The organism is Parabacteroides sp. D25 (genome assembly GCF_000307475.1).
Classification (GTDB): Bacteria; Bacteroidota; Bacteroidia; order Bacteroidales; family Tannerellaceae; genus Parabacteroides; species Parabacteroides distasonis.
Map to the genome: position 1 here is coordinate 396,906 of NZ_JH976500.1, position 19,576 is coordinate 416,481.

Genomic DNA, 19,576 nt, shown 5'->3' on the forward strand with positions numbered 1-19,576 from the left:
TGTTTAGGCTTACCCTAAAAGAGAACATTAAAAAAAGTAAAGCAATGAAAGAAGATATAAAGAAAGTCCTGATACTCGGTTCCGGAGCCTTGAAGATTGGTGAGGCGGGCGAGTTCGATTATTCAGGCAGCCAAGCCCTGAAGGCGATTAAGGAAGAGGGGATTCAAACGGTATTGATCAATCCGAATATCGCTACGGTACAGACATCGGAAGGAGTTGCGGACACGGTTTATTTCCTGCCCGTTACTCCTTTTTTTGTGGAAAAGGTGATCGAGAAGGAACGTCCGGAAGGTATCTTGCTCGCTTTCGGCGGGCAGACGGCGTTGAATTGTGGCGTGGCTCTTTACCAAAGCGGCGTGCTGGAGAAGTATGGCGTGAAGGTATTGGGTACCCCGGTGCAGGCTATCATGGATACCGAGGATCGGGAGTTGTTCGTACGCAAGCTGGATGAGATCGACGTGAAGACGATCAAGAGCGAGGCCGTGGAGAATGCCGCTGACGCTCGCCGTGCGGCCGCCGAGCTGGGGTATCCGGTCATCGTCCGTGCCGCTTATGCGCTGGGGGGCTTGGGTTCCGGTTTCTGCGACAATGAGGAAGAATTGGACGTGTTGGTAGAGAAGGCTTTCTCTTTCTCTCCGCAAGTATTGGTGGAGAAAAGCTTGAAGGGCTGGAAAGAGGTAGAGTACGAGGTGGTGCGCGACCGCTTCGATAACTGTATCACGGTATGTAACATGGAGAATTTCGACCCGCTGGGAATCCATACGGGAGAGTCTATCGTGATTGCCCCCTCGCAGACCTTGAGCAATACGGATTATCATAAGTTACGTGAGTTGGCGATCCGTATCATTCGCCATATCGGTATCGTGGGCGAGTGTAACGTGCAATACGCTTACGATCCGGAGAGTGAGGATTACCGGGTGATCGAGGTGAACGCCCGCTTGAGCCGTTCTTCGGCCTTGGCTTCTAAGGCGACCGGTTATCCGTTGGCTTTCGTGGCCGCTAAATTAGGCTTGGGTTACGGTTTGTTCGACTTGAAAAACTCCGTGACGAAAACGACTAGCGCTTTCTTTGAGCCGGCTCTTGATTACGTGGTATGTAAGATCCCTCGCTGGGACTTGGGTAAGTTCCACGGCGTGGCTCGTGAGTTGGGTTCCAGCATGAAGTCGGTTGGCGAGGTGATGGCGATCGGACGTACTTTCGAAGAGGCTATCCAGAAGGGCTTGCGTATGATCGGGCAGGGTATGCACGGTTTCGTGGAGAATAAGGAGTTGGTGATCGAGGATATCGATAAGGCTTTGCATGAGCCTACCGATCGCCGTATCTTCGTTATCTCGAAGGCATTCCGTGCTGGCTATACGGTAGACCAGATTCATGAGCTTACCAAGATAGACCGATGGTTCCTACAGAAACTATATGGAATCATGCAGACCTCCAAGGAGCTTCACGCTTTCGATATGAAGGGGATCCAACGTTGGCGCATCAATCCGGAGTTGATCCGCCGGGCGAAGATACAAGGTTTCTCTGATTTCCAGATCGCACGGGCGATCGGTCTCGACGGGGATGTGGAGAAGGGTATGATGTTGGTTCGTCAGTTCCGTAAGGAGCATGGCATTCTTCCGGTGGTGAAACAGATCGATACCTTGGCCGCCGAGTATCCGGCGCAGACGAATTACCTGTACCTGACGTATAGCGGTACGGAAAACGACGTGACGTATTTGGGCGATCATCGCTCGATTGTCGTGCTGGGTTCCGGCGCTTACCGCATCGGTAGCTCGGTGGAGTTCGACTGGTGTGGCGTGCAGGCCTTGAATACGATCCGTAAGGAGGGCTATCGTTCCGTGATGATCAACTACAATCCCGAGACGGTGTCTACCGACTATGATATGTGCGATCGTCTTTATTTCGATGAGCTTACCTTCGAGCGTGTGATGGATATCCTCGAGCTGGAGAACCCGCACGGCGTGATCGTCTCCACCGGCGGCCAGATCCCGAATAACTTGGCGATGCGTTTGGACGAGCAGCATGTGAATATCTTGGGGACATCCGCCAAGAGCATCGATAATGCCGAGGACCGTGAGAAGTTCTCCGCCATGTTGGATCGTATCGGCGTGGATCAACCCCGCTGGAAAGAGCTTTCTTCCATGGAGGATATCAATGGCTTCGTGGCGGAGGTAGGCTTCCCCGTGTTGGTTCGCCCGAGTTACGTGCTGAGTGGTGCCGCCATGAATGTCTGCTCGAATCAAGAGGAGTTGGAGCGTTTCTTGAAATTGGCCGCCAACGTCAGCCAAAAGCATCCGGTGGTGGTAAGTCAGTTCATCGAGCATGCGAAAGAGGTGGAGATGGATGCCGTGGCCGATCATGGCGAGATCGTGATGTATGCCATTAGCGAGCATATCGAGTTTGCCGGGGTTCATTCCGGCGACGCTACGATTCAGTTCCCGGCCCAGAAATTATATGTGGAGACGGTTCGTCGTATCAAGCGTATCAGTAAGCAGATCGCTAAGGAGCTGAATATCTCCGGCCCGTTCAATATCCAATATCTGGCGAAGGGCAATGAGATCAAGGTGATCGAGTGCAACCTTCGTGCCAGCCGTTCCTTCCCGTTCGTGAGCAAGGTGCTGAAGATAAACTTCATCGAGTTGGCTACCCGTGTCATGCTGGGCTTGCCGGTAGAGAAACCGAATAAGAATGAGTTCGATTTGGATTACGTGGGTATCAAGGCCTCTCAATTCTCGTTCAATCGCTTGCAGAAAGCCGATCCGGTATTAGGGGTCGATATGGCTTCCACGGGCGAGGTGGGTTGTCTGGGCGACGATGTATCCGAGGCGGTGTTGACGAGTATGCTCGCTGTCGGGCAACGGGTTCCGGAGAAGAATATCCTCCTGTCCACCGGTACGCCGAAGCAGAAGGTAGCCATGCTGGATGCCGCTAAGATGTTGGCGACGAAAGGCTACAACCTATTCGCTACGGGAGGTACGCACCGTTTCTTGGCGGAGAATGGCATTCCGAGTACGAAGGTGTACTGGCCGAGCGAGAAGGGAGAACCGCAGGCGCTTAAGATGCTTCATGAGAAGCAGATCGATATGGTCGTGAATATCCCTCGTGACCTTTCCGCCGGCGAGCTTGACAACGGCTATAAGATCCGCCGTGCCGCCATCGACCTGAATATCCCGTTGATTACGAATGCCCGTCTGGCGAGCGCTTTCATTCAAGCCTTCTGTACCTTGAGCGTAGATGATATCTGCATCAAGAGTTGGCAGGAATATAAATAAATGGGGGCTTGATGTAAATCAAGTGGTATTTATTTCGTAAGTTTGCGGAAACAAACAAAAACAACCATGAATATGGATACAGCGATATTTATAGCTCGCAGGATTGCGGCGCAATCGATTCTACTCAGTGAGGAAGCCGCCCAGAAACTGGCCTCTATCTTAATCCGGACAGAATTGAAAAAAGGCGCCCTGTTTTTGAGCGAAGGAGAGGTTTGTACGCAACTCGGTTATGTCTATAAGGGAATGGTTCGCCAGTTTTACTTCAAGAATAAGAAAGAGCTGACCGAGCATTTCGCCAGCGAGGACAACATCTTCATTTGCATCGAGAGCTTCTTGCGCCAGCGTCCCGCTAATCTGTTGGTGGAGGCCTTGGAGAATACGGTGCTGTATGGCATTCCTCATGATCCTTTATTGGCATTGTGCGCCGAGGATTACGAGATCGAGGTCATGTATCGCCGCCTGTTGGAGAATTCGCTGATCCTGTCTCAACGGAAGGCGGATTTCCTTCGTTTCGAGACCGCTAATGAACGTTATGCCCGCTTATTGAAAGAACACCCTGAGATCGTGCAGCGTGCCCCCTTGTCCCATATCGCCTCTTATTTGCTGATGACTCCCGAGACATTAAGCAGGGTAAGGGCCAATATGCAGCTATGAGGGGCTTGTAGGTGTTAATTATATACGGTGTCGTATATGATATATAAGATAAAATTAGTATGAAGGTAGGATTATTTATCCCATGTTACATTAACGCGGTGTACCCCGAAGTGGGTATCGCCTCGTATAAATTGTTGAGGCATGTGGGTGTGGATGTCGATTATCCGATGGACCAGACCTGTTGCGGACAACCCATGGCGAACGCCGGCTTCGAGGATGAGGCGGCTCGCTTGGCCCTCCGGATGGAGGAACAGTTTAAGAACTATGACTACGTGGTAGGCCCCTCGGCCAGTTGCGTAGCCTTCGTAAAAGAGAACCATCCCCATATATTGGGAAAGCGGGATCACGTTTGTATGAACAGTAAGAAGATTTATGATATCTGCGAGTTCTTGCACGACGTGGTGAGACCGGGATCCCTGCCGGCCGTTTTCCCGCATAAGGTGAGTATCCATAATAGTTGCCACGGGGTGCGTGAGTTGCATCTCTCGTCGCCCAGCGAGCGTAATATCCCGTACTATTCCAAGTTACGTGATCTCCTTTCCTTGGTGAAAGGTATCGAGGTGTTCGAGCCGAAGCGGGTGGACGAATGTTGCGGTTTCGGCGGTATGTTCGCCATCGAGGAGCCTGAGGTCTCTACTTGCATGGGGCAAGACAAGGTAAAGGATCATATGAGTACCGGCGCCGAGTATATCACCGGGGCGGATAGCTCTTGCCTGATGCATATGGAAGGGGTTATCAAGCGAGAGAAACTTCCGATCAAGACTATTCACATCGTTCAAATATTAGCGTCCGGATTATGAGTACGAAACATGCTATAGCAGCGGCCCGTTTCCTAGAGAATAAGGAGAATGAGGCTTGGCACGACCATACGCTTTGGATGGTACGTACCAAACGGGATAAGATGAGCCATTCGCTTCCCGAGTGGGAGCGGTTGAGAGAGTTGGCCTCGGAGATCAAGCTTTACTCCAACAGCCATCTGGACACGCTTCTGGAGGAGTTCGAGAAAAATGCGATCGCCAACGGGGCTATCGTGCATTGGGCGAAAGATGCCGAGGAGCATAACGAGATCGTCTTGCGGATCTTGCGCCAGCATGATGCCCGGAACCTGATCAAGAGCAAATCGATGCTGACGGAGGAATGCCATATGAACGAGTTCTTGATGTCGAAAGGAATCGATGTGGTGGAGAGCGATTTGGGTGAGCGTATCTTGCAATTGATGCATTTGGCCCCGAGCCATATCGTGATGCCGGCGATCCATATCAAACGGGAGCAGATCAGCGAGATGATGGAGCGTGAGATGGGAACGGAGAAAGGGAATATCGACCCTACCTACCTGACGCATGCCGCCCGTAAGAATCTGCGTGAGAAATTCCTGCATGCCGACGTGGCGATGACGGGCGCTAACTTCGCTGTCGCCTCTACGGGCGAGATCGTGGTTTGTACCAATGAGGGAAACGCCGATATGGGAACCTCCTTCCCGAAGGTGCATATCGCTACGATGGGGATGGAGAAGATCGTACCGAATCTGGAGGCATTGGGCGTATTCACTCGTTTGCTGGCTCGTTCGGGTACGGGGCAACCCATCACGTCTTATACTTCTCATTACCGCCGTCCGCCCGAGGGACAAGAGTTCCATATCATTATCGTGGATAACGGGCGCAGTGATATCTTGGCGAAACCGGATCATATCCGTACGTTGAATTGTATCCGTTGTGGCGAGTGCATGAATACCTGTCCGGTATATCGCAGGAGTGGTGGCTATTCGTATACGTATTTCATTCCGGGACCGATCGGGATCAACTTGGGTATGCTGAGGAATCCGGAGGAATATTCGGATAACGTATCGGCTTGCTCCTTATGTCTTTCTTGCTCGAACGTTTGTCCGGTAAAGATCGATTTGGGCGAGCAGATTTACCGTTGGCGGCAAGATTTGGATAAGATCGGTAAGGCGAGCAAGGAGAAGAAAGTGATGTCTTTCGGCATGAAGTTCTTGATGGAACGTCCGGGATTGTTCAATACGGCGTTGAAGTTTGCTCCGGTAGTGAATCATTTGCCCCGTTTCATGGTCTACAATGGCTTGAACGCTTGGGGCAAGGGACGTGAGCTTCCGGCTTTCGCCAAGGAGTCGTTTAATGATATGTGGAAGAATAATAAGGTGAGATAATGAGTAGTAAAGATTCTATATTGGCGAGTATCCGTCGTCATACGGGTGCACGCCACGAGATGCCTGAGCTTACGTTGGAGGCGATTACCTATGCGGATAAGTTGGCTACGTTCTCGGAGGTGTTAGCCGGGGCGGGTGGCAAGGCCATCGAGTTAAAGCCCGGCGAGGATGTGAATGAGGTGATCCGCCGTGAGTTTCCGGAGGCGAAACGTATCGCCTCGAATTTGAAGGAGATTACTTGCGCTACCTTTAACCCAGATGGGCTGACCGATCCCCGGGAGTTGAACGGAACGGACGTATCTGTGGTGGAGGGTAGTTTCGGCGTGGCGGAGAATGCCGCTGTCTGGTTACCCCGTCAGGTACGTTATAAAGGTCTGTACTTTATCTCGAACGCTTTGGTGATCTTGTTGGACAAGACTCAATTGGTTCATACGATGAATGAGGCTTACCGCCGTACTGCCACTATGGATTATGATTACGGAGTCTTCATGTCCGGTCCCTCAAAGACTGCTGATATTGAACAAGCCTTGGTATTCGGGGCGCATGGCCCGATCCGGGTAGTAGTCCTGTTAAGATAAAACCTATACCCATTTGTAGAGACGGGGCACGCCCCGTCTCTACAAGTTGTACGTTATTTACAGCTCTCCAATATTTCCCGTGCCACGCTACCCGTTACATTCTTCGCCTCCCCGAAGGCGGCGTTTCGTTCATTGAAGCGATTCTCGATCTCGGTGATTGTCGTATCGCCGATCTTCTCTTGGCTGAGGCGGGTAGATAAACCGAGGCTTTGGAAAAATTGCTCAGTCTTCTCGATGGCTTGGCTTACCCGTTCTTCTGTCGTTCCACTATTGATACCCCATACCCGTTCGCCGTATTGCAGGATCTTGCCCTCTTTCTGCTTGCGAAGGGTGCGTAAGGTTCCGGGGAAGACGATCGCTAAGGTCGCTCCATGCGTCAATCCGTGAAGGGCGGTTAGCTCGTGTCCGATCATATGGGTAGCCCAGTCCTGCGTTACGCCCATAGCGATAAAGCCGTTCAAGCCCATCGTGGCGGATAGCATGAAATCTGCCATCAGGTCGTAATTCCTCGGATCTTCCTTAATCTTCGGGGCGATCTCAACCAAGGTACTTAAAATACTTTCCGCCCAATGATCCATCAAGCGGGATTGGTCGGTCGTAGTCATATATTGCTCCATCACGTGGACGAAGGTATCGGCGATACCGCAAGCCACTTGATACGGGGGCAGGCTGAAGGTCGTCTCCGGGTCCAAGATCGAGAACACGGGGAAATTACTGTAGAACGGGAATTTCTCTTGCGTCTCTTTCCGGGAGATCACGGCCCCGCTATTCATCTCGGAACCCGTGGCGGGCAGGGTCAGTACGGTACCCATGGGCACGGTATGATAGTAATACCCTTTCTGTACCAATTCCCAAGGATCACCGTCGTACTGGATGCCGGCGGAGATTAGCTTCGTCCCGTCTATGACGGAGCCACCGCCTACCGCCAATAGGAAATCCACCTGCTTGCCTTTCGCTATCTGGATAGCTTCTCGCAAGGTCTCGATGGTGGGATTAGGCTCGATGCCCCAGAACTCGATATAGTCACGATCCTTTAGCGCCTTGATCACTTGGTCGTACACACCGTTTTGCTTTACGCTACCTCCTCCGAAGGTGATCATGATGCGATGCACCATCGGGATGGCCGTACTCAGTTTCTCAATCATGCCCTTACCGAATAATAAACGGGTTGGGTTGTGAAAAGTGAAGTTATTCATAGGACTATTTACTGTTTTTATATGTAAACATGAATAGGGTTCCTATTGTTTTAGGGCTTCCAGTAACTTATCGACCGCCTCGGCGGGAGTAGCTTCGCTCTTTAGTAACTGTACGAACTTACTGCCGATGATGGCACCGGAAGAATGGGCTATCGCCGCCTCGAAAGTGGCTTTATTGCTGATGCCGAAACCTACCAAGCGGGGATTCTGTAGGTTCATGGCGTTGATACGACGGAAATAGGCCTGCTTCTGCTCGTTGAAGTCTTGTTGGGCTCCGGTCGTGGCTGCGCTGGATACCATATAGATAAACCCGCTGGTATGGGCATCGATCAGCCGGATTCGTTCCTCGGAGGTCTCTGGGGTGATCAGCATGATCATTTTTAGGTCATGGCGATCGGCGATCTCCTTGTAGTCGGAGATATAATCGGCATAAGGCAGGTCGGGGATGATCATTCCGTCTACGCCGGCCTCTATGCAACTCTCGCAGAATTTCTCGAAACCGTATTGCATGATGGGGTTCAGGTAGCCCATCAAGATGATCGGGATCTGTACTTCGCTCCGGATCTCTTTCAATTGCTCGAATAAGAGATGCAGTGACATCCCGTTACGCAACGCTTGCGTGGCGGCCTCTTGGATGACAGGGCCGTCTGCCATCGGGTCGGAGAAAGGGATTCCTACTTCTACCATGTGGATACCTTTAGTCTGTAAGGCTTTTAAGATGCTTGCCGTATCGTTTAAGTTCGGATAACCGGCGGTGAAATAGACGGAGAGTATTCCGTCTTTCTGGGTCTGGAATAAGTTTGTGATGCGATTCATTTTGAATTCTATTTTAAAAATACTATCAGACGGTGGGAGACGGGGCACGCCCTGTCTCTACAGCTGGATGTAAAATTTGTTGGATGAAATTCTTTAGTTTGTCGACGTCTTTCAATCCCGGCTCAATCTCGAAGCCACTGTTGAGGTCGATACCTGCGAAACGGGGATGCCGGAAGTTCCGGATCGCCTCTGCGTTTTCCGGACGGATGCCTCCGCTGAGCAAGAAGGGAGTCTCTCCTTTATACTCGGTTAGGATGGACCAATCGAAACGTTTGCCTGAGCCTCCATAGCCCTCGCATCTCGTATCGAAAAGGAAATAATCCACCCGGCCCTCATACTCCCTTGTTTTTTCGAAGTCCTCTTTCGTAGCGATGGGGAAAGCCTTGATCAAGGAATAGCCCCTTTTTTGCAAGGTGTGGCAATCTTCCGGCGATTCGTTACCGTGAAGTTGGAGATAGTCTAGCTTGTAGGCGGAGGCTTTCTCCATCATGGACTCGATGGTAGCGTTGACGAAAACGCCCACTTTTTTAGTTGATAGTTGACAGTTGACAGTTGACAGTTGCGACAAGCGGTATTTAACTGTCAATTGTCCACTGTCCACTGTCCACTGCTTCGTCGGGCTTTGCCCGATGAAGCGCGGGGAGCGTTCGTAGAAGATGAGGCCGATCCAGTTGACGGCTAGGGCGGAGACTTCTTGGATGTTCCGGGAGTCTCGCATTCCGCATACTTTGATGATCATGCCAGTCCTCCTATAAAATCGGCTAGGGTATCGCCCGGCCTCTCGGTTTTCATGAAGGTCTCTCCGATCAGGAATCCGCGGAAACCGGCCTCACGCAATCGGCGTACGGTATCGGTCTCGGAGATTCCGCTCTCGGACACTAAAAGAGGGGAGAAGCCTCGCATCTTATCGACCAACTTGAATGAGTTGTTTACGTCCGTATGGAAGGTGCCGAGATTGCGGTTGTTCACGCCGAGCATATCGATATCCGCATTCAGGTATTTGAGCTCGTCCTCGCTATGGACTTCCAGCAAGACTTCCAATTGCAGGCTATGGGCGGTCTCGGCGAGTACCCGGCATTCTTCTTCTGTAAGGGCGGCGGCGATCAACAAGACAGCGTCGGCGCCTATCACCCGGGCTTGGAAGAGTTGGTAGGTATCGATGATGAAGTCCTTGCGAAGTAACGGGAGATCCACCAGCTTGCGGGCCTTTTGCAAGTCGCCCAAGGAACCTCCGAAGAAATCCCCATCCGTAAGGATCGAGCAGGCGGAGGCTCCTCCGGCCTCGTAAGCGGGCACCACGTCGGCGATATTCGCACCCGGATGCAGCCAGCCTTTGGAGGGGCTTTTACGCTTGAACTCGGCGATAATACCGGAGGGGGATGATTCCAGCGCCGCACGCATGGAACGTGTGTCACGCTCCATACGGTCGCTACCTAGAGCCAATAAGGTCTGTAAGCTTACGGCCTGTTTTTGCCGGGCTACCTCGATGCGCTTATTGGCGATAATATCTTGTAAGATGTCCTTTTTCATAGGATATGTTTCTTTATCAATGGTTCAAAGATATAAATTTACGGAATGTAGCCAATGCTTTTCCGCTTTCCAGTGATTCACGTGCCTCGGCGATACACGTCTCGATCTTTTTCTCAGGACAGATCACTTGGATGGCGAAGGCGGAGTTGGCGATCACGCAGCTCTTTTGGGCCTCTGTAGCCTTGTTCCCTAATACGGCGTCGAAGATACGGGCCGCTTCCTCCGGGGTCTCGCCGCCGTCGAGGTCCGCTTCCGTGCAACGTTTGAATCCGAGCATCTCCGGGGTATAAAGTTTCTCTTTCTCCGGCATGGCTACCTTGAAATCGGCCGTGAGGGAGATCTCGTCGTAACCGTCCAAGCTATGTACCACGGCAAAGCGAGTGCCGCTCTCTTGGTACGTATAATTATATAGGCGGAGTAGCGGGAGGTTATATACGCCTAACAATTGGTAAGTAGGCATGACCGGGTTGACCAGCGGGCCGAGCATATTGAAGAAGCTGCGCACGCCGAGGCTCTTCCGTACCGGAGCTACCGCTTTCAGCGCCGGGTTGAACAAGGGTGCGTGGAGGTAGGCGATATGACAGGTATCCATGGAGGTACGTAGTTTACCGATATCGTTCGTGAATTTTACGCCGTGTTGCTCCATCACGTTGCTGGCGCCGCTCACCGAGGTAGCCCCGTAGTTACCGTGCTTTACGACATTGTAACCGGCACCGGCCACTACGAAGCAGGAACAGGTACTGATGTTGAACGTGTTTTTCCCGTCGCCTCCGGTACCTACGATATCGATCGGCTTGTATTCGCTTAGATCTACCGGTACACGCATCTCCAGCAAAGCTTCCCGGAATCCGGTCAATTCCTCTACGGAGATACTGCGCATCAGAAATACGGTGATCAGACTGGCGATCTGGGAATCGTTGTAGCGTCCCTCCGCTATATTCTGGAGGATATTCCGGGCTTCTTCCCGGCCTAGATATTGGTGCTCGAATAATCTGTATAATATTTGCTTCATGTCTGTAATGTGTTGAATGATAAAATATTGCAGTTTTGCGATATTTCTTTATCGAAAAACTTTTGTTTCTCTAGGGGAAAACTCTTGTTTCTTGCTTGAGAAACATTAGTTTCACCATAGAGAAACTGATGTTTCGTTAGGAAGAAACTATAAGTGCCTTAGGAGGTAATTAGCGTTTCAGCCAGTTCTCTATAATTGTCTTCCCTTTGGGTGTCAACACGGATTCCGGATGGAATTGGATACCTCGTACATTGTACTCACGATGGCGCAAGCCCATGATCTGTCCTTCTTCCGTATCGACCGCCGTAATTTCCAGACAATCCGGGAAGTTTTCCTTGGAGACCGCCCAAGAATGATAACGCCCAACACGTATACCCGGTTCCAGTCCCTCGAAGATAGGATCTTTAGCGACAATCCGTATATCGGAGCAAACGCCGTGATGCACGTCGGTAAGGTTTATCAATGTGGCGCCGAATGCCTCGCCGATGGCCTGCTCGCCTAGGCAGACACCTAGGATGCTCTTTGTCGGGGCGTACCGGCGGATCAAGGGGAGGAGGATGCCGGCTTCCTCGGGGGTGCCCGGTCCCGGGGATAGTAAGATCTTATCGAAACGCTCTATCTCTTCCAAGGAGATCTTGTCGTTGCGGTGTACCTCTACATCCGCACCCAGTTCCTTCAATATATGTAGCAAATTGTAGGTGAAGGAATCGTAATTATCAAATAATAATATCTTCATTTTATATATATTGTTGTTGTTGTAGAGACGGGGCGTGCCCCGTCTCATCCTTTCAAAATGGTAACTTAAAATACTATCAGACTGTGGGAGACGGGGCACGCCCCGTCTCTACAACCGGATAATCAATTGATTAATTTCTCCGCTAGATCTATCGCCTTCTTCAAGGCTCCCAGCTTATTGTTTACCTCTTGCAATTCACGCTCATCGTTGCTCTTAGCCACGATCCCGGCTCCCGCCTGATAGTAAAGTACGTTGCCACGGCTGACGAAGGTACGGATCGTGATCGCTTGGTTCAAATCACCATCCAGACCGATAAAGCCGATACAGCCGCCGTAAGCACCCCGGTTATGATGCTCGATGTCGGTGATCAGTTGCATGGCCCGTACTTTGGGGGCTCCGCTCAACGTGCCGGCGGGGAAGGTATCGACGTAGGTCTTTACCGGGTCGCTATCGGCGTTGATCTCGCCGCTCACACGGGATACGAGGTGGATGACGTGGCTGTAGTATTGTACCTCCTTATAGAAATCCACTTGCACGTCGTGGGCGTTCCGGCTTAGGTCGTTGCGGGCGAGGTCTACCAGCATCACGTGCTCGGCGTTCTCCTTGGGGTCGGCTAGCAGGGCCTCGGTACGTTGTTTGTCTACCTCGATATTACCGGTACGGAAAGCGGTCCCGGCGATCGGGTCGATGCTGGCGTGTCTGCCCGTTACCTTGCAATGCGTCTCGGGGGAAGAGCCGAAGATACGGAAACCTCCGAAATCGAAGTAGAACAAATAAGGAGAGGGATTGATGCTGCGAAGAGCCCGGTACACCTTGAAGTCGTCTCCCTTGAACGGTTGCTCGAAGCGACGGCTCAATACGATCTGGAAGACATCTCCCCTGAGGCAGTGCTTGATGCCTTGGCGGACCATCGCCTTGTATTCCTCGCCGGTGATCGGGGAGGTCTCGGGACCCGCTGTCTGGAAGTTATAGGAGGCGAAGTTACGGTTCTCGATCAATGTCTCGATTTCTTCCAGCCGGCTAGCCTCGTCCTCTTGGAGCATCTCCACTAGGGTCAACTCGTTCTTGAAATGATTGAAGACAAGGATATACTTATATAATATGTATAGCATATCGGGGGCGTCGTTCTCCTCGTGATGAACTTCCATGACCGGGATGTTCTCGAAATAACGGACGGCATCGAAAGCCGTGTAGCCGAATAATCCGCAGACCTTCTTGTCCGCTCCCTCCACCTTGAAGCGGCCGAGGAAAGCGTTCATCGCCTCGGGTACGTTATAGTCTTCGGTGAGCGGGGTAACCTCACGGGTCTCGTCCGGGAAGGTAGCCGTGCATTCCCCGTTGTTGATACCGATGCTCGCCAAGGGGCGGAGCGCTATAAAGGAAAGGCTATTCTCGTTTCCGTGGAAGTCCGAGCTTTCCAACAGGGCCGATTCCGGGTAGATATCCCGCACTTTCAGATAGATGCTTACGGGAGTGTGAAGGTCGCCCATCACCTTCTTGCTTATCGTTTTGAAAGAATAATTCATGATAATTTATAATTAATGTAAGTGTCCATATCTTTATCGCCACGGCCCGAGACAGTCAGTACCACCACGTCTTCCGGCTTGAAGTTTACCTTGGCCAAGGCTCCCAAGGCATGGGCGCTTTCCAAGGCCGGGATGATTCCTTCCAAACGGGTCAACTCGAAAGCAGCCTCCAACGCCTCGTCATCATCGACCGCTAGGATTTGCGCACGGTGCTCTACGGAGAGGTTCGCGTGGATCGGGCCGATGCCCGGGTAATCCAAGCCGGCGGAAACAGAATAAGGTTCCTCGATCTGTCCGTCCTCGTTCTGCATGACCAAGGTACGTGCCCCGTGGATGATGCCCTCTTTACCCAATTGGATCGTGGCGGCGCTCATGCCGGAGTGGATGCCCTTGCCGCCGGCCTCGGCCAAGACGATCTTCACCCGCTCGTCGTCCACGAAATGATAGATCGTACCGGCGGCGTTACTTCCCCCGCCTACGCAGGCGATCAGGTAATCCGGGTGATCCCTTCCTTCCTTCTCCAGCAGTTGCTTCTTGATCTCCTCGCTGATAACGGATTGCAGCCGGGCTACCATATCCGGATAAGGATGGGGGCCTACCGTAGAACCGATAATATAATACGTATCCGAAGGATGACAGCACCAGTCACGGATCGCCTCGTTCGTGGCGTCTTTCAAGGTCATGTTTCCCGAGGTCACGGGCACGACGGTAGCTCCCAGCATCTCCATCTTCTGTACGTTGGCATGTTGGCGTTCCACGTCTGTCTTCCCCATATAAACGATACATTCCATATTCATCAAGGCACATACCGTAGCCGTAGCCACTCCATGCTGTCCGGCACCCGTCTCGGCGATGATACGGGTCTTCCCCATGCGGCGGGCTAGGAGGATCTGGCCGATCGTATTGTTGATCTTATGTGCTCCGGTATGGTTCAAGTCTTCCCGTTTCAAATAGATATTGCATCCGTATTTCTCGCTCAACCGTTTGGCCAAGTAAAGAGGGGAGGGGCGGCCTACATAATCACGCAATAACTGATCGAACTCTTCCTTGAAGCTATCGCTCTCCAACACTTGCAGATAGGTATTCTGTAAATTTTCCACGCATTGATGAAGGATCTCGGGAACATAGGCCCCGCCGAACTCACCATAGTAACCATTCTTGTCAACTTGATACGTTTTCATCTTTTATCTATTTTAGTTATTTTCCTTTTGAATTTGCCATAAAAAGAAAAGAGGCCTGCCGCAAGTGCGACAGACCTCTTTATATCTTTATGTAGTGTTTATATATACATACGAGTCTTCGTTCCTTACGACCTTTTGAGTTGTACGGAGCGCCACCACCAATATGTATTTACTACGAATGTTCTCATGACTCTGTTTTGTTATTACGGCAGCAAATATATGGAATCTTTGACAAACAGCAAATAAAATCGTGTTTTTTTTATGAATGAGATAAAAAAGATCAGAAGGTCTATTAAAACTGCTCTGTTGACAAATTGTAATTTATTGAGCCTTGTATAGACGTGTATTGGCGTTTTTGGTATTTGTTTTTATTATTTCGAAGAATAATTTGCTTTCAAAATAATAGTTTCTACCTTTGCGGAAACAATAAAAAACGATTAATATTTCTAATATGGATACTAAATTAACTGGAAAAACTCGCATAGAGAGCGATTTGATCGGCGCTCGTGAAATCCCCGCCGAAGCATTATACGGAGTTCAAACCTTGAGAGGAATCGAGAATTTCTCAATCAGTAAATTCCGTTTGAGCGAATATCCTTTATTCATTAAAGGATTAGCTATAACAAAAATGGCGGCTGCCATGGCTAACTTTGAATTAGGCTTGCTTACCGTAGAGCAAAAAGACGCTATCATCGCCGCTTGTGGGGAGATTCTCGATGGTAAACATCACGACCAGTTCCCGGTGGATATGATCCAAGGCGGAGCGGGTACCACTACGAATATGAACGCGAATGAGGTGATCGCCAACCGTGCCTTGGAGCTGATGGGGCATGAGCGGGGTGAATACCAATACTGCTCACCGAACGACCATGTGAACTGCTCGCAATCCACGAACGACGCATATCCGACCGCTATCCATATCGGTATGTATTTTAAGCATCTTCAATTGCTTCCCCATTTGGAGGAATTGATTGCCTCTTTCCGTAAGAAAGGAGAGGAGTTCTCGCAGATTATCAAGATGGGACGTACGCAGTTGGAGGATGCCGTACCTATGACGTTGGGGCAGACCTTTAATGGCTTCGCCAGCATCTTGCAGGATGAGATCGCTCACTTGAATGAGGCCGCCGCCGATTTCTTGGTGGTTAATATGGGAGCTACCGCTATCGGTACGGGTATTTGTGCCGAGCCGGGATACGCGGAGAAATGTATCGCGGCTTTACGTGAGATAACCGGATGGGATATCCGTCTCTCCTCCGATTTGGTAGGAGCTACCTCGGATACTTCTTGCTTGGTAGGCTATGCTTCCGCCATGAAGCGGGTTTGCGTGAAGATGAATAAGATATGTAATGACCTTCGCTTGTTGGCAAGCGGTCCTCGTTGCGGTTTGGGTGAGTTTAACTTGCCTGCTATGCAGCCGGGTTCTTCTATCATGCCGGGTAAGGTGAATCCTGTGATCCCGGAGGTGATGAACCAGATCGCTTATAAGGTAATGGGTAATGAATTATGTGTGACCATGGCCGGGGAAGCCGCCCAGATGGAGCTGAACGCCATGGAGCCGGTGATGGCACAATGCTGCTTCGAGTCCGTGGATTTGCTGATCAATGGTTTCGATACCTTGCGTACCCGTTGCGTGGACGGTATTATCGCTAACGAGGATCGTTGCCGTGAGGAGGTACATCATAGCATCGGCGTGGTGACGGCCTTGAATCCGGTAATCGGCTATAAGAACTCGACCAAGATCGCGAAGGAGGCGTTGGAGACCGGCGTTAGCGTTTATCAATTGGTACTGGATCATGGTATCTTGACCAAGGAGGAATTGGATACGATCTTAAGCCCGGAGAATATGATCAAGCCGGTGAAGTTGGATATCAAGCCTCGCCGTTAATCGAGTCCTATTATATAATGTATACCATTTGTGGACCGTATAGGTGGATTTTTCCATCCTATGCGGTCTTTTTTTAGATTATAATCTCTATCTTTGGACTGACTTAATTCTAATAATCATGATAAATAGACGAGATTTTTTAAAGAATGCGTCCCTTTTCACCTTGGGTGGCCTGATGGCCGGAAAGGTCGGGAGCGCAGATGCGGCTAAACCTGTCACTTCTGAAACGATGGCCGCTAAGACAGTTGGTTTACAAATCTATTCTTTAGGCAAGGAACTTTATGCGGATGTACCCGGTGGATTGAAAAAGATCAAGCAAATGGGGTACACGAATCTGGAATTGGCCGGTTACAAGGAAGGCAAGATCGGCGGTGTAGACATGATGGAATTCAAGAAGATGGTGGATGATGCCGGATTGAAGATCACCAGTTCCCACGTGAATCCTCCGGTACGTGAGTACACGAAGGCCAATCGCTCCCAGATCTCCGAGTATTGGAAGAAGACGGCTGATGACCATGCCAAACTAGGCGTGAAGTACTTGATCCAGCCCGGGCAACCGAGTACCCGTAGCACCGAGGAAACCGCTTTCGTCTGCGAGATTTTTAACGAGGCGGGTAAGATAGTGAAAGCGGCCGGTATTCCTTTCGGCTATCACAACCATGAGATGGAGTTCGCCAAGGTAAATCCGGGTAGTACGGAGGCCAAGCTGGGAAGGCGTGTGAAAGGAGATTGCATCTATGAGTTGTTCTTGAAGAATACTGATCCTTCGCTTGTATTTTTCGAGATGGATGTTTATTGGGCCGTGATGGGACAACAAGATCCGATAGAGTGGTTGAAGAAATATCCGAACCGTATTAAGGTATTGCACATCAAGGACCGTGCTATTCTAGGCGAGTCCGGGATGATGAATTTCGAGAATATATTCCGGCAAGCTTACGCGAATGGAATCAAGGATTATTTCGTGGAGTTGGAGGGTATGCCTGACGGACGTTCCCAGTTTGAGGGCGTGAAAGGCTGCGTGGATTATTTATTGAAAGCACCGTTCGTGAAATAAGTCTTTTGACTCATTAAAAAAACGCTCATGGCGGTAGGATGCTTCCTCCGTTATGAGCGTGTTTGTTCGTAAAGCAGCCATACCAATAAAGGGATATAGTCCTTTAATTTCGTCCGTAATATCTTGAGCGCTTGAGAGATGCGGTATGCGATTGTTTTGGGGGATACGCCTGTCCGCTCGGCGATCTCGTTGTAGGTCATTTCCTCGAAACGGTTCATCTCGAATGCCTTACGGTATTCATCCGGGAGCTCCCGGATGGCCTTGGAGGCCAAGGCCATCAGTTCTCCTATATAAAAATCAGGATTCTCGAATTGCTCTTGGAACTTGGCGTACAATCTCTCGTGCACTTGTTGCTTAACCTGTATGTGGCTGATCGTATTGAGGCATTTATTGCGGACAATGGTGAAGAGGAGTGATTTCAGGGACATGTCCGCTACTAGGGATTTTCGGTTTTCCCACAGCCACATCATCACGTCTTGTACGATCTCCTCCGATTCTGGTACTGTTACATATTGGGAGGCGAAGGCGCACAATCCCCGGTAATATTGTTTGTACACGGTGTCGAACGCTTGTTCGTCTCCTGCGATAAGTTCTAGTGAAATTCGTTCTGCGTTCTCGTCCACAATAGTGTTTAAGTTTGTTTGGTTGCAAACTTAATGAATAATTCCGGATAAGAGGCATGAATCCCGCTACTTTTTCTTTCCTTGGTTGGCTACGGCTTCCATGAGTTTCTTGATTTCCTCCGGGTCGCCAAGGAAATAATCATTCACGAGTTTCAAGTCATCATCGAACTCGAACACGTATGGAACGGCTGTCGGGAGATTCAGATGAACGATCTCTTCATCGGAGATGTTTTTTAAATATTTGATGATTCCCCGCAAGCTGTTTCCGTGAGCGGCGACAAGGATCTGGTCGGCGGTCCGGAGCGTCGGGAAGATAACCTCTTTCCAATAAGGGAGAATCCGCTCAACCGTATCTTTCAAGGATTCCGTACGGGGCAACTCTTTATCCGGCACGTCTTTGTAGCGGATATCGAAGCGAGGGTTACGAGGGTCGTCTTCCGATAGGGGAAGCGGGGCTATATCGTAACTGCGACGCCAGATCAAGACCTGCTCGTCTCCATACTTTTGGGCGGTCTCGCTCTTGTTCAACCCTTGTAGCGATCCGTAATGTTTCTCGTTCAGCCTCCAGCTCTTCTCCACCGGGATCCAGTCTTGGTCCATGCGATCCAATACACAATTCAAGGTTTTGACGGCCCGTTTTAAATAAGAGGTATAGGCTTTATTGAACACATATCCTTTTTCTTTCAATAGGTTGCCGGCCCTATAAGCTTCGGCCACGCCTTTTTCTGTCAAATCCACATCGGTCCAACCGGTGAACCGGTTCTCTTTATTCCATATACTTTCGCCGTGGCGAAGCAATACGATACTTTTCATAGGTCTTTTTATTTTTATGATTTGTTTTTTTCGAAATCCTCGATGACTTCTTTTAATATAGGTAGATGACTATGTTGTACATCCTTCGCTGCCGTGAGGAAAGTGACAACCGGATGCTTCTCGATCTCTCGTAAGAAAGGAATGAAATCCGGGTTCTGCTTGATCTCCATCCCGTAGCGACCTTGGAATACTTCCCAATGCCTGTCTTTATCCTCGTGGAACCATTGGCGTAACTCCTTGGATGGAGTGATGTCTTTTCTCCATTCGTCAAACTTCGCATCCTCTTTCTTCAGTCCTCTGGGCCATAGCCTGTCGAGAAGAATGCGATAACCATCCGCCTCACTTGGCTCCTCATAAATCCGTTTTAAAAGAATCTTTACCATTAGAAGTCTCATTTTGTGGTAAAACAGTAGAAAGAGGGATATTGTTGAGCCTTTCTTTAGGAACGGTATTTTTGCCATTATTCAATTTTCTTGAAAAAAATCGTTTTTTTGTTTAGTACATCTTTTGTCTCAACTGTATTAATTATAGAAACA

At 50.2% G+C, this 19,576-nt stretch carries 18 protein-coding genes; 7 read left to right on the forward strand and 11 right to left on the reverse strand.

What is annotated here, in order from left to right; translation table 11 throughout:
• The first annotated feature begins 44 nt into the window (after positions 1-44).
• The 5 genes from carB (at position 45) to HMPREF0999_RS01570 (ending at position 6,668) form a co-directional block, all read left to right on the forward strand.
• Complete coding sequence (gene carB / locus HMPREF0999_RS01550) at positions 45-3,272, forward strand: carbamoyl-phosphate synthase (glutamine-hydrolyzing) large subunit (RefSeq protein WP_005863118.1); 3,228 nt, start codon at positions 45-47, stop codon at positions 3,270-3,272.
• 72 nt (positions 3,273-3,344) lie between these two features.
• On the forward strand, positions 3,345-3,926 hold the full coding sequence (locus HMPREF0999_RS01555; protein WP_005857857.1) for a Crp/Fnr family transcriptional regulator: 582 nt from the start codon (positions 3,345-3,347) through the stop codon (positions 3,924-3,926).
• Between the two features lie 59 nt (positions 3,927-3,985).
• Positions 3,986-4,726 (forward strand): (Fe-S)-binding protein, encoded by a 741-nt coding sequence (locus HMPREF0999_RS01560; RefSeq protein WP_005857855.1) that lies wholly within the window; start codon positions 3,986-3,988, stop codon positions 4,724-4,726.
• Positions 4,723-6,090 (forward strand): lactate utilization protein B, encoded by a 1,368-nt coding sequence (locus HMPREF0999_RS01565; RefSeq protein WP_009275003.1) that lies wholly within the window; start codon positions 4,723-4,725, stop codon positions 6,088-6,090. The genes HMPREF0999_RS01560 and HMPREF0999_RS01565 overlap by 4 nt, the downstream gene beginning before the upstream one ends.
• Entirely contained in the window at positions 6,090-6,668 is a 579-nt protein-coding gene (locus HMPREF0999_RS01570) for a lactate utilization protein C (RefSeq protein WP_005863111.1), read from the forward strand. The genes HMPREF0999_RS01565 and HMPREF0999_RS01570 overlap by 1 nt, the downstream gene beginning before the upstream one ends.
• 53 nt (positions 6,669-6,721) lie before the next feature.
• Here the strand turns inward: HMPREF0999_RS01570 and HMPREF0999_RS01575 are convergent, their stop codons facing one another.
• The 8 genes from HMPREF0999_RS01575 to trpB form a co-directional block, all read right to left on the reverse strand.
• The gene (locus tag HMPREF0999_RS01575; RefSeq protein ID WP_009275004.1) at positions 6,722-7,864 is read right to left on the reverse strand and encodes an iron-containing alcohol dehydrogenase; all 1,143 of its coding nucleotides are present in this window, start codon (positions 7,862-7,864) and stop codon (positions 6,722-6,724) included.
• Between the two features lie 42 nt (positions 7,865-7,906).
• On the reverse strand, positions 7,907-8,680 hold the full coding sequence (gene trpA, locus HMPREF0999_RS01580; protein ID WP_009017216.1) for a tryptophan synthase subunit alpha: 774 nt from the start codon (positions 8,678-8,680) through the stop codon (positions 7,907-7,909).
• A gap of 25 nt (positions 8,681-8,705) precedes the next feature.
• Positions 8,706-9,419, reverse strand: coding sequence for a phosphoribosylanthranilate isomerase (locus tag HMPREF0999_RS01585; protein ID WP_009017217.1), 714 nt, complete (start codon positions 9,417-9,419; stop codon positions 8,706-8,708).
• Complete coding sequence (gene trpC, locus HMPREF0999_RS01590) at positions 9,416-10,210, reverse strand: indole-3-glycerol phosphate synthase TrpC (protein WP_005857844.1); 795 nt, start codon at positions 10,208-10,210, stop codon at positions 9,416-9,418. Before trpC ends, HMPREF0999_RS01585 begins: the two co-directional genes overlap by 4 nt.
• Before the next feature lie 16 nt (positions 10,211-10,226).
• Positions 10,227-11,222 carry an anthranilate phosphoribosyltransferase gene (gene trpD, locus HMPREF0999_RS01595; RefSeq protein WP_009275005.1) on the reverse strand — a complete coding sequence of 332 codons (996 nt, stop codon included), beginning with the start codon at positions 11,220-11,222 and terminating at the stop codon, positions 10,227-10,229.
• 169 nt (positions 11,223-11,391) lie between these two features.
• Positions 11,392-11,958, reverse strand: coding sequence for an anthranilate synthase component II (locus HMPREF0999_RS01600; protein ID WP_009275006.1), 567 nt, complete (start codon positions 11,956-11,958; stop codon positions 11,392-11,394).
• 122 nt (positions 11,959-12,080) lie between these two features.
• Positions 12,081-13,484, reverse strand: coding sequence for an anthranilate synthase component I family protein (locus tag HMPREF0999_RS01605; RefSeq protein WP_005857838.1), 1,404 nt, complete (start codon positions 13,482-13,484; stop codon positions 12,081-12,083).
• Positions 13,481-14,665 carry a tryptophan synthase subunit beta gene (gene trpB / locus HMPREF0999_RS01610; protein WP_009275007.1) on the reverse strand — a complete coding sequence of 395 codons (1,185 nt, stop codon included), beginning with the start codon at positions 14,663-14,665 and terminating at the stop codon, positions 13,481-13,483. The genes HMPREF0999_RS01605 and trpB overlap by 4 nt, the downstream gene beginning before the upstream one ends.
• 451 nt (positions 14,666-15,116) lie before the next feature.
• On the opposite strand from trpB, the gene HMPREF0999_RS01615 reads away from it, so the two are divergent.
• Positions 15,117-16,550, forward strand: coding sequence for an aspartate ammonia-lyase (locus tag HMPREF0999_RS01615; protein ID WP_005863095.1), 1,434 nt, complete (start codon positions 15,117-15,119; stop codon positions 16,548-16,550).
• Positions 16,551-16,668: 118 nt separating this feature from the next.
• Entirely contained in the window at positions 16,669-17,604 is a 936-nt protein-coding gene (locus HMPREF0999_RS01620) for a sugar phosphate isomerase/epimerase family protein (RefSeq protein WP_005857832.1), read from the forward strand.
• Positions 17,605-17,654: 50 nt separating this feature from the next.
• Here the strand turns inward: HMPREF0999_RS01620 and HMPREF0999_RS01625 are convergent, their stop codons facing one another.
• From HMPREF0999_RS01625 to HMPREF0999_RS01635, 3 genes are all read right to left on the reverse strand, one after another.
• Positions 17,655-18,227, reverse strand: a complete 573-nt coding sequence (locus HMPREF0999_RS01625; protein WP_005857830.1) for an RNA polymerase sigma-70 factor — start codon at positions 18,225-18,227, stop codon at positions 17,655-17,657.
• A 66-nt stretch (positions 18,228-18,293) separates the two neighbouring features.
• On the reverse strand, positions 18,294-19,040 hold the full coding sequence (gene gpmA / locus HMPREF0999_RS01630; RefSeq protein WP_005857811.1) for a 2,3-diphosphoglycerate-dependent phosphoglycerate mutase: 747 nt from the start codon (positions 19,038-19,040) through the stop codon (positions 18,294-18,296).
• 14 nt (positions 19,041-19,054) lie between these two features.
• Complete coding sequence (locus HMPREF0999_RS01635) at positions 19,055-19,423, reverse strand: DUF488 domain-containing protein (protein WP_005857809.1); 369 nt, start codon at positions 19,421-19,423, stop codon at positions 19,055-19,057.
• Positions 19,424-19,576: the final 153 nt, after the last annotated feature.

Excerpts from the sequence above, each read along its gene's own strand:
- carB (WP_005863118.1), top strand. The coding sequence starts at position 45 with ATGAAAGAAGATATAAAGAAAGTCCTGATACTCGGTTCCGGAGCCTTG.
- HMPREF0999_RS01555 (WP_005857857.1), top strand. The coding sequence starts at position 3,345 with ATGGATACAGCGATATTTATAGCTCGCAGGATTGCGGCGCAATCGATT.
- HMPREF0999_RS01560 (WP_005857855.1), top strand. The coding sequence starts at position 3,986 with ATGAAGGTAGGATTATTTATCCCATGTTACATTAACGCGGTGTACCCC.
- HMPREF0999_RS01565 (WP_009275003.1), top strand. The coding sequence starts at position 4,723 with ATGAGTACGAAACATGCTATAGCAGCGGCCCGTTTCCTAGAGAATAAG.
- HMPREF0999_RS01570 (WP_005863111.1), top strand. The coding sequence starts at position 6,090 with ATGAGTAGTAAAGATTCTATATTGGCGAGTATCCGTCGTCATACGGGT.
- HMPREF0999_RS01575 (WP_009275004.1), bottom strand. The coding sequence starts at position 7,864 with ATGAATAACTTCACTTTTCACAACCCAACCCGTTTATTATTCGGTAAG.
- trpA (WP_009017216.1), bottom strand. The coding sequence starts at position 8,680 with ATGAATCGCATCACAAACTTATTCCAGACCCAGAAAGACGGAATACTC.
- HMPREF0999_RS01585 (WP_009017217.1), bottom strand. The coding sequence starts at position 9,419 with ATGATCATCAAAGTATGCGGAATGCGAGACTCCCGGAACATCCAAGAA.
- trpC (WP_005857844.1), bottom strand. The coding sequence starts at position 10,210 with ATGAAAAAGGACATCTTACAAGATATTATCGCCAATAAGCGCATCGAG.
- trpD (WP_009275005.1), bottom strand. The coding sequence starts at position 11,222 with ATGAAGCAAATATTATACAGATTATTCGAGCACCAATATCTAGGCCGG.
- HMPREF0999_RS01600 (WP_009275006.1), bottom strand. The coding sequence starts at position 11,958 with ATGAAGATATTATTATTTGATAATTACGATTCCTTCACCTACAATTTG.
- HMPREF0999_RS01605 (WP_005857838.1), bottom strand. The coding sequence starts at position 13,484 with ATGAATTATTCTTTCAAAACGATAAGCAAGAAGGTGATGGGCGACCTT.
- trpB (WP_009275007.1), bottom strand. The coding sequence starts at position 14,665 with ATGAAAACGTATCAAGTTGACAAGAATGGTTACTATGGTGAGTTCGGC.
- HMPREF0999_RS01615 (WP_005863095.1), top strand. The coding sequence starts at position 15,117 with ATGGATACTAAATTAACTGGAAAAACTCGCATAGAGAGCGATTTGATC.
- HMPREF0999_RS01620 (WP_005857832.1), top strand. The coding sequence starts at position 16,669 with ATGATAAATAGACGAGATTTTTTAAAGAATGCGTCCCTTTTCACCTTG.
- gpmA (WP_005857811.1), bottom strand. The coding sequence starts at position 19,040 with ATGAAAAGTATCGTATTGCTTCGCCACGGCGAAAGTATATGGAATAAA.
- HMPREF0999_RS01635 (WP_005857809.1), bottom strand. The coding sequence starts at position 19,423 with ATGGTAAAGATTCTTTTAAAACGGATTTATGAGGAGCCAAGTGAGGCG.